General features: G+C 61.3%; 7 protein-coding genes. All 7 read left to right on the forward strand.

Annotated features, from left to right (window positions below; all coding sequences use genetic code 11):
• The coding region (locus tag Q8K05_RS15560; RefSeq protein ID WP_305247533.1) for a response regulator at window positions 1–254 on the forward strand (254 nt) is incomplete at its 5' end.
• A 183-nt stretch (window positions 255–437) separates the two neighbouring features.
• Window positions 438–1613: a GIY-YIG nuclease family protein gene (locus tag Q8K05_RS15565; RefSeq protein WP_082709022.1), complete on the forward strand. Its 1176-nt coding sequence runs from the start codon at window positions 438–440 to the stop codon at window positions 1611–1613.
• Between the two features lie 112 nt (window positions 1614–1725).
• A complete protein-coding gene (locus Q8K05_RS15570) occupies window positions 1726–5250 on the forward strand; it encodes a PAS domain S-box protein (RefSeq protein WP_305247534.1) in 3525 nt (1174 codons plus the stop codon).
• 124 nt (window positions 5251–5374) lie between these two features.
• On the forward strand, window positions 5375–6019 hold the full coding sequence (locus Q8K05_RS15575) for a response regulator (RefSeq protein ID WP_305247535.1): 645 nt from the start codon (window positions 5375–5377) through the stop codon (window positions 6017–6019).
• A gap of 1 nt (window position 6020) precedes the next feature.
• Window positions 6021–7559 (forward strand): ATP-binding protein, encoded by a 1539-nt coding sequence (locus Q8K05_RS15580; RefSeq protein WP_305247536.1) that lies wholly within the window; start codon window positions 6021–6023, stop codon window positions 7557–7559.
• 189 nt (window positions 7560–7748) lie between these two features.
• The gene (locus tag Q8K05_RS15585; RefSeq protein ID WP_305247537.1) at window positions 7749–8144 is read left to right on the forward strand and encodes a MerR family DNA-binding transcriptional regulator; all 396 of its coding nucleotides are present in this window, start codon (window positions 7749–7751) and stop codon (window positions 8142–8144) included.
• A 57-nt stretch (window positions 8145–8201) separates the two neighbouring features.
• Window positions 8202–8589 (forward strand): PaaI family thioesterase (locus tag Q8K05_RS15590; protein WP_305247538.1); only part of this gene is annotated, 388 nt, incomplete at its 3' end.

The following is an 8589-nucleotide window of genomic DNA, read 5'->3' on the forward strand; positions in this document are numbered from 1 at the left end:
TCCTGCTGGACATGAAGCTGCCCAAACTGTCGGGGCTGGATGTGCTGCGCAGCGTGCGCAGCAACCCGCTCACCGCCCTGGTGCCGGTGGTCATGTTGACCTCGTCCAGCGAACAGTCCGACATCGTCGCCTGCTACCAAAGCGGCGTGAATGGGTTTGTCCGCAAACCCGTCGATTTTGCGGACTTCACCAAAAAGCTCGATCGACTGCAGGCCTACTGGCTGGACGTCAATGAATCCATTGCGGCCACTTGAGCGTTCGCGCGGCGCTACGTCCGGGCGCCTCGTATAAAACTGAAGCCATGAAGAGCACGCTGCGGGCTCGCCTCGTCATGCTGGTGGTGGCCATTGTCAACCCGACGTTCCAACGAAAACGCGATGGCCGCCTTCGCAGACCTGCTACCGCGTCAGCGGTTTAGTTCAACAATAAAATTACAGATGTCTGATAAAAAAAGATTGGCAGCCGATCTTCTTGGCAAGATAGTGCTCGCCCGGTTTATCGAAATTCCGTTGCGGGCGTTCGATCGACTGGTAAAAAAATGGGAACAATCCCCCCAGTTTGACGCCTTGAAAAGCGCCCTGACCGTCAGGCAACTGCCGGGGGCGCAGACGGCGCGGCAGGTGTTGCCGGAAGCGCAACGTGCGCTTGGACACGCCGTGTTGGTGGATGGTGACGTTACATTTTTCCATCACAGCGAGAGTTATGGGCGTGAATACCTGTTCGACGAAGAAATCCTTGCGGACATTCTGTCGCGCTCGGCGAACAGCATGGAGTTGGTGCGGCTGGTGCGACACCTGCGCCTGATCAATACCCGCAACCGGATAAGCTGCGCGATCGTCCGGAAATTGATCGAAACCCAGGCGGATTACGTGCGCAGCGCAAACCCGCTCACGCTGCGCTCCTTCTCACAAGCCCAGGTTTCTGCTGCACTGCGCGCCGAAGCCGGGATCAACGTGATTGTTGACGAGGGCCGGATCTCCCGGCTGATCCGTAAACTGTCGATTATCCTTCCCGGCGGGAAAGAAGTTGATTTGCGTTCACTGTGCCCGAAACCGCGCCAGGTACATTATTATTTTGTGGATCATGTGATAAAAAATGAACGCGCGCTCATGATCGAAGGAATAGTACGTGCGCCGCTGAAGGATGGCGAAATAGCCGCCGAGATCGGCAAAAAATTCGCGGCCAGGCTTTCCCGCCGCTCCGTGGCTTACATCCGGCATGATCTGGGCATCCCGGATTACCGCGACCGCGGCCATAAAAGTGGCTACTTGAGTGCCACGACTGGTTTTTCATCCTTGCTGCCGCTGACGCGCCAGAGCGTGCTGGCGGGTGCCCCGTCGGGGCCGGGGGTCTATGAGATAAGAACGCAGGATGTTCAGACGGGCGTGTGCAGCGTGGCGTACATCGGCAGCGCGGGCGATCTGCGCAAGCGGCTCGGCGACCACTTGCGCGGCAGCAGCGGCAACCCCTCGTTGATGCAAATCATTGCCGCCGGCGCCAAGTTCCGTTACCGGCTGGTGTGTGACGGCTGGCGTGCGCTGGAGCGTCATGTCTATCTGGCGTTCTGCGCTACGTTCGGCGTGCCGCCGGCGTGTAACCGCATGAGTCCCTGAATTCACCACTTTAAAAAGCCGGGCTGTCGTTATGGAGAAAAACATTGCGCAAGCAAGCAAGCACTCGGCCGGGAGAGTCACACTCACGAAGAAGATAGGTCTTCTCCTGCTGATGCCGCTCTTCGGGTCACTCGTCAGCATCGCCTTCTTTGCGGGGTTCATGGAGGAAACCAGGACCGACGGCCACTTCGTGAACGTGGCCGGACAGCAGCGCATGCTCTCAGTCGAATTTCGAGCATGGGCCCACATGGTGGCGATTGGCCAGCTGGAGGACCGGGCAGGCCTCCAGACCCGGATCGCGGAATTCGAGAAGTCCTTGTCGACGATGGAGCGGGGCGGAGATGTCATGAATGGCCTGCTCGTCCCGGTTCCTGCGGAACTGCGCGGCGAACTGGCCGCGGTGGACAAACTCTGGCGCACACTGAAGCCGGCCCTGATCGATGTGGCCGTCAGACCTCGCGGCGAACCGCAATTCCAGGAGGCCTACCGCCGCGTTGAATCCGGGACGGTCGAACTGCAGAAATTATCGCATCAATTCGTCACACGCTTCGAGGAAAGGACGCAGCATTTGCGTCGCCGGATGCTTTACACGCTTGGCATCATTGCCTGCCTGATGGGCATCATCTTTCTTGCGAGTATTTTTCTGGCCCGCCGCTACATCGTCCAGCCGATACTCCGGGTTGACGAAGCGGCCAGGCGCATCGGCGGCGGTGACTTTTCGCATCGGCTGGAGATCACGACTCGAGATGAGTTGTCCTCTCTCGCGCATACCTTCAACCAGATGGCGGCCGAGACCGAGCAGCTCCTGAATGCATTGAATCTGCGGCGCAGGTACGCCGAAACCATCATTGCGAGCGTGCCTGCGGGACTTCTCGTCCTTCGGGACGACCTCGCCGTGTTCAGCGCTAATCGTTCGTTCCGCGAGACCTTCGGGGTTGATGAGCAGGTGATCGCCCGCCACCCGATGGTGACGGATGTGCTGCCGGTGAGCGGGCTGAAAGAAGCAGCTATCGAGGTGCTCTCTACCGGGGAAGCGAAGCGGAACCTCCCGATGGAGATGCCAGCAAAAGACGGTTCGCGACGTTTGTTACGAATCACCCTGGCAGGAACGCGGCTTGCGGAAGAAGAAGAAGAAGAAGAAGCCCGGTTGCTCCTGGTCGTGGAGGACGTGACCGAAGAGGAGGCGCTGCGCGCCGCCGCGCTGGAATCCGAACGCCGTTTCCGGGACCTGGTCCAAGGGCTGGATGCCATCGTCTGGGAAGGCGAGGCGGGGGCGCACGACGGAGCCATACGATTCCCCTTCGTGAGCCAGCGCGCCGAGACGATACTGGGTTACCCGGCCAAGCGCTGGCTCGCCGAGCCCGATTTCTGGAAAGACCGTGTCCATCCGGACGATCTGGATGCGGTGAGCGGCTTTTACCGCAGGATCCTCGAGCACGACGGCGACTCCCATGGCGAGGGTGCGGCTTGGGCAGTCGAGTTCCGGATGCAGGCGGCGGACGGGCGCATGGTCTGGCTCCACAACCGCGCGCGCCAGGCGGCCGATTCCCCCGGGGTCCGGCCGCGCGGCGTGATGACGGACATCACCTCTCGCAAGCTTGCCGAGCAGGCCTTCATGGACAGTGAGCAGCGCTACGCGGCGCTGTTTGATGCGGCGCCGGTGCCCATGTGGGTATTTGACATGGTCAACAAGCAGTTTCTGACGGTCAACCACGCGGCGCTGAAAAGTTATGGTTATTCGGCCGAGGAGTTCCGGGCGATGACCATTTTCGATATCCGCACCGACGCAGAGGCGGACCGCTTGCGCCAGGAGCTGTCCGATACGGTGAGCGTGCGAAGAGGCCGCTGGCTGCACCGCCACAAGGATGGTTCAGTTTTTCCTGTAAACATCGTTTCGCAGCCGGTTCAATATGCCGGCCGGGATGCGCGCTTTGTGGTGGCCCTGGACATGAGCACCCAGGTCAAAGCCGAAAAGGACGTTCAGGCGCATCTGTTTACCTTGCAGCGCGCCGCCGACGCAGCCCAGGCCATCACCTGGCACCAGACGCTGGAGGGCGCGATGCAAGAAGTGGCCGAACAGGCGCGCGGGGTGATTGGCGCGCACCAGTCCGTGGTCAGCCTCACGCAGGGCAACGATTGGGCGCAGGCCACCCATGCGCGGTCCCTGTCCGAGAAATATGCGGCCTACCGTGACCTGATTGCGCCCGCCGACGGCGCCGGAATTTGCGCGATGGTGTGCGAGAACAACCGTTCGCTGCGCATCACGCAAGCCGAGCTGCAAGCGCATCCGTGCTGGCGCGGTGCTGACAGCGATGCCGGCGCCCACCTCCCCATGCGTGGCTGGCTGGCGATACCCCTGACGGGGCGAAATGGGCAAAACATCGGGCTGCTGCAGCTGTCTGACAAATACGAGGGCGAGTTCACGCAGCAGGATGAATATGTCGCGATGGAGCTCGCCCACCTGGCGTCAACCGCGATAGAAAATGCCCGGCTGCTGGAAGAGGTCAGCCAGCTCAATGCCGGGCTGGAGCAAAAAGTGGCCGAGCGCACCGCCTCGCTGGCGCGCCAGGAGGCCTTGTTTCGTGCGCTGGCCGAGCAGGCGCCGCAGGTGGTCTGGACCGCCAACCCGGACGGGGCCGTGACTTACGCCAACCGCGCGTGGTTTGATCTGATGGGCGGCACGCTGGAGGACTGGACGGGTATCCACCGATGGTTTGCCGTCGTTCATCCCGACGACATCGCGGACGTTAAGGCGAACTGGGAAGTTGCCAAGGCGAGCCACTCGCCATTCGCAGGTATTCGGCGCCTGCTGGCCAGGGACGGCAGCTGCCACACCATGGCCTACCGGGCGGCACCCGTGCTTGACGAGCAGGGTGCAGTGGCCTTCTGGGTAGGTATCGATGCGGACATCACCGAGATCAAGGCCATCGAAGCGGCCTTGCGCCTGTCGAACCAGGAGCTCGAAGCCTTCTCGTATTCGGTTTCTCACGATCTGCGCTCGCCGCTCAATACCATTGACGGCTTCAGCCGTTTGCTGAGCAAACAGCTGGCGGGCGATGCGGGCGAGAAGGTGCAGCATTACCTGTCGCGCATCCAGACCGCTGTGGCGCAGATGGGACAGCTGATTGAAGACCTGCTGTCACTCGCGCAGGTGGCGCGGGCGCAGTTGCGCAGCGAGCCCGTGGACTTGTCGGTGCTGGCGCGCAGCATTCTGGACGAGTGCCAGGCGCGCCAGCCAGAGCGCGAGGTGACGGTGCACATTCAAAGTGGCCTGCAAGCCCATGGGGATGGGCGGCTCCTCAGGGTGGCCATGGAAAACCTGCTGGGCAATGCCTGGAAGTTCACCTCGCAACAAGCCCGGCCCGAGATCAGCATGGGCCATGAACTCGATGCCGCAGGATGGCCGGTATTTTTTGTACGTGACAACGGCGCCGGGTTTGACATGGCCTATGCCGACAAGCTTTTCGGTCCGTTTCAGCGTTTGCATGCGGTTTCGGAGTTTCCCGGAACGGGCATTGGACTGGCAACGGTGAGTCGCGTGATCGGGCGGCACGGTGGCCGCCTGTGGGCTGACGCGGCGCCCGGGCGCGGGGCTACATTTTTCTTCACGCTGCCTAAAGTGCTGCATGCACTTTGAGAGCACCAGGCACGCCGTGCCATGAAAGATACCCTCGATTTGAATATTCTTTTCCTGAGAATGGAGTTAAATGAAGTGACTAAAATGCTGAAAATGATAGATGTAACCCCTTTGGTGTACTGCCATGTCGCGTGAACCCAAATCTTTCGAAGCCGCCATCACGGCCGAAGACTTTTCCAGCGCGGACTACTGCGGCACGAGCTACGCGGCCAAGCTGCTGGGTCTGTCTGTTGCCACCGTGCAGTCGCTGGTTGAAAAGGGGGAAATCGAAGCGTGGAAAACGCTGGGTGGTCACCGCCGGATTGCGCTTCAATCCATCAACGCCTATCTGGCCAGGTACAGTCCGCAACTTTCACGGGTCGACACCAACCCCAAACACCGTTTGCGCGTGCTGATCGTCGAGGACGATGAGGCCACCAGGGAGTTGTACCGGGCTTATTTCGATGAATGGGATCTGCCGGTCGACTGCACCTGGATGCCCTCGGCCCTGGAGGCCTTGATGGACATTGCCAGCATGCGACCTGATTTGCTGATCACGGACTTGTCCATGCCTGGCGTGGACGGCATCGAAATGCTGAAAGCCCTCAAACGCAACCAGCAACTGACGGACATGCAGATCGTCGTCATCAGCGGCTTGCCGCAGGAGGCGATCAAGGAGCGCGGCGGGCTCCCGCCGCATGCGCACCTGCTGAAAAAGCCGGTCAACTTTGACTGGCTGCAGGGCTATGTGACCGCGCTCGTCACGGCCAACGCCAAGTGGCGCTCATGACATGTCCGGGCAGGTGCCGCAAGACGACGAACTGACCGGCGGGGATAGGGTCGCCGGGTCAACGGCACCCGCCTGGGACCCGCTGGATCTGGCCAACGACGGTATCGTGCTGCTCGACGGGAATGGGCGCATCACCGATACCAATGCACGGGCACTCGCACTTTTGCAGTGCACGCTGCCCGCCGTGTCGGGACGTGACTTTTGGGACGCCGTGCCGAACGAAATTGCAGCGCAGCATGAAAGCGCGACGGTCAAGGCGCTGCAGACATCGGCGCGTCATGCCTTTGTGGCCCACCAGAAGTTTGAAGGTAGCTGGATCGAATACACCTTCAGGCGGCAAGCCTCGGGGTATGTCGTCAACCTCAGCGACGTGTCCTCCACGCAACAGCTGCAGCGCTTGCTGGAGGACAGCGAACGCTATAACCAGCTGCTTTTTGAGGCCAACCCCAACGCGATGTGGATGTTTGACGGCCACTCGCTGCGGATTATTGCCGTCAACCGGGCGGCGGTCAGCTTTTACGGTATCGCACGCAAGGAATTTTTGACGCTTCGCATGGGGGCGCTATTTCCTGACGGCGAGGGCGCTGCACTGCTGAGCTCCCTGGGGCCCCGCGAAGCGGGCCGGGATGTCCAGTTCGAACTGCGGCTGTGCAAGCAGCAAAAAAGGGATGGGCAACTGGTGCTGGTGGAACTGGCTTGCGGCCATGTGAACTGGAACGAGCATCAGGCCGTGCTGGTGAGCCTTGCCGACGTGACCCAGCGCCACCTCGGCGACAGTGCCCTGCGGCGGGCTAATGTCGAACTGGAGCAGGCGCTGGCCAGGCGGCAAAGCGAGTTGACAACGGCCAGGCGTGATCTGGACGCTTTCACGCAGGCGGTCTCCAGCGACTTGCGGGACTCTTTGCATGTCGCCAACGGTTTTGCGACGACGCTGGCCGAAAAATATTCGGCCGTACTGGACGGGCAGGGTCGGCATTACGTGAGCCGCATTCAGGCCAGCACCCGCCGGCTCTCCAAGCTGGTCGACGATTTGCGAACACTGGCCCAGCTGTCGCAGCTGTCCGGAGCGCTTGAAAGAATCGATCTGGTGCCGGTATGCCGATCGCTGGTCGCTGATTTGGGCAAACGGGACCCGGGCCGGGTCGTGGCGATCGAGATGGCGGCCACGCTGCCGCTCGTGGGCGACCGGCGGCTGCTGGCGACGGCACTGGCCTGCTTGCTGGAAAATGCCTGGAAATTCACCTCCAAAAAAACCGAGGCCTGGATCAAGGTGGCGCTGCTGCCGGGAGAACAGCCCGACGACCTGGTGCTGGTGGTGTCCGACAACGGGGCCGGTTTTGATGACGCCTACGGCGAAAAGCTGTTCTCGGCATTTCAGCGCCTGCACTCCTCGGCCGACTTTCCCGGCAATGGACTGGGTCTGGCGATTGTCAAAGGCGTTGCCGCAAGACATGGCGGCGACGTCTGGGCCGAATCCACCGAGCAGTCCGGCGCCAGTTTCTTCATGACGCTGCCGCAAGGTGCGGCCCGCGCCTCTTAACACCCGTCATGCGCCTGCGCGCGCTGGCAAAGCCCGTGCGCCAGACTCAAGTTCCAGCTCCTGGGGATTCATGTAGTATTCACGTCGTATTTGACGTTTACGTAAACGTCAAATGCCTGCGATTGCAGGGGTGGCGCCGATCCGGCGCTGTCGCCTTTTTAACTCGGCTGCCCTATTTTTTTACACACCATGGCTACCACCTACACCATCAGCGATCTGGCCAAAGAGTTTGACCTGACCACGCGCGCCATACGTTTTTACGAAGACATGGGCCTGCTGCAGCCTCAGCGCGAGGGCCCGGGGGGGCGCAACCGCATCTACACGGCACGGGACCGCACCCGGCTCAAGCTGACCCTGCGCGCCAAGCGCCTGGGCCTGTCGCTGGTGGAGGCCAAGGAGATCATCGACTCCTACGACAGCCCGCGTGACACGGCGCCGCAACTCCAGAAATTCATGGCCATTCTGGCCGAGCACCGCAAGAAGCTGGAAGCCCAGATGCTGGACCTGCAGGCCAATCTGGACGAGATACGGACCCACGAAAAAGAAGCCAGGGTGCTGCTGGGCAAGGCCGTAAAGCCAAAATAGTCCATAATTGACGTTTACGTAAACGTCAACTTAAAACTCCTCAGGCAAGGCCTTTCCATGAACGCACCGATCGCACCAGCCGTACCGTCAGACTTGTTCCAGCGCATCGAAGCGAGTTTTTTACGCCAGGGCCTGATGCAGCATCTGGGTGCGCGGCTGGTACGCGTGGAACCGGGGCTGTGCGAGGTCGCGCTGCCGTATTCGGAGCGCGTCAACCAGCAGCAGGGCGGCTTTCATGGCGGCGCCATGGGCGCGCTGGCCGACATTGCCGGCGGCTATGCGGCGATGACGGTGGTCGCGCTGGATGCCGAGGTGACCACGGTCGAGTACAAAATCAATTTCCTGGCCGGTTTCAACGGCGGTGAACTGCGCGCGATTGGCCGCGTGGCCAGGGCCGGCAAGCGCATCATCGTGACCACGGCCGAAGTGCTGCACCTCGATGCCA

Origin of the sequence: Polaromonas sp. (assembly GCF_030682935.1) — a bacterium.
Taxonomy (GTDB): Bacteria; Pseudomonadota; Gammaproteobacteria; order Burkholderiales; family Burkholderiaceae_C; genus Polaromonas.

Coding starts and splice junctions, on each gene's coding strand:
- Q8K05_RS15565 (WP_082709022.1), top strand. CDS start 438: ATGTCTGATAAAAAAAGATTGGCAGCCGATCTTCTTGGCAAGATAGTG.
- Q8K05_RS15570 (WP_305247534.1), top strand. CDS start 1,726: ATGCCGCTCTTCGGGTCACTCGTCAGCATCGCCTTCTTTGCGGGGTTC.
- Q8K05_RS15575 (WP_305247535.1), top strand. CDS start 5,375: ATGTCGCGTGAACCCAAATCTTTCGAAGCCGCCATCACGGCCGAAGAC.
- Q8K05_RS15580 (WP_305247536.1), top strand. CDS start 6,021: ATGTCCGGGCAGGTGCCGCAAGACGACGAACTGACCGGCGGGGATAGG.
- Q8K05_RS15585 (WP_305247537.1), top strand. CDS start 7,749: ATGGCTACCACCTACACCATCAGCGATCTGGCCAAAGAGTTTGACCTG.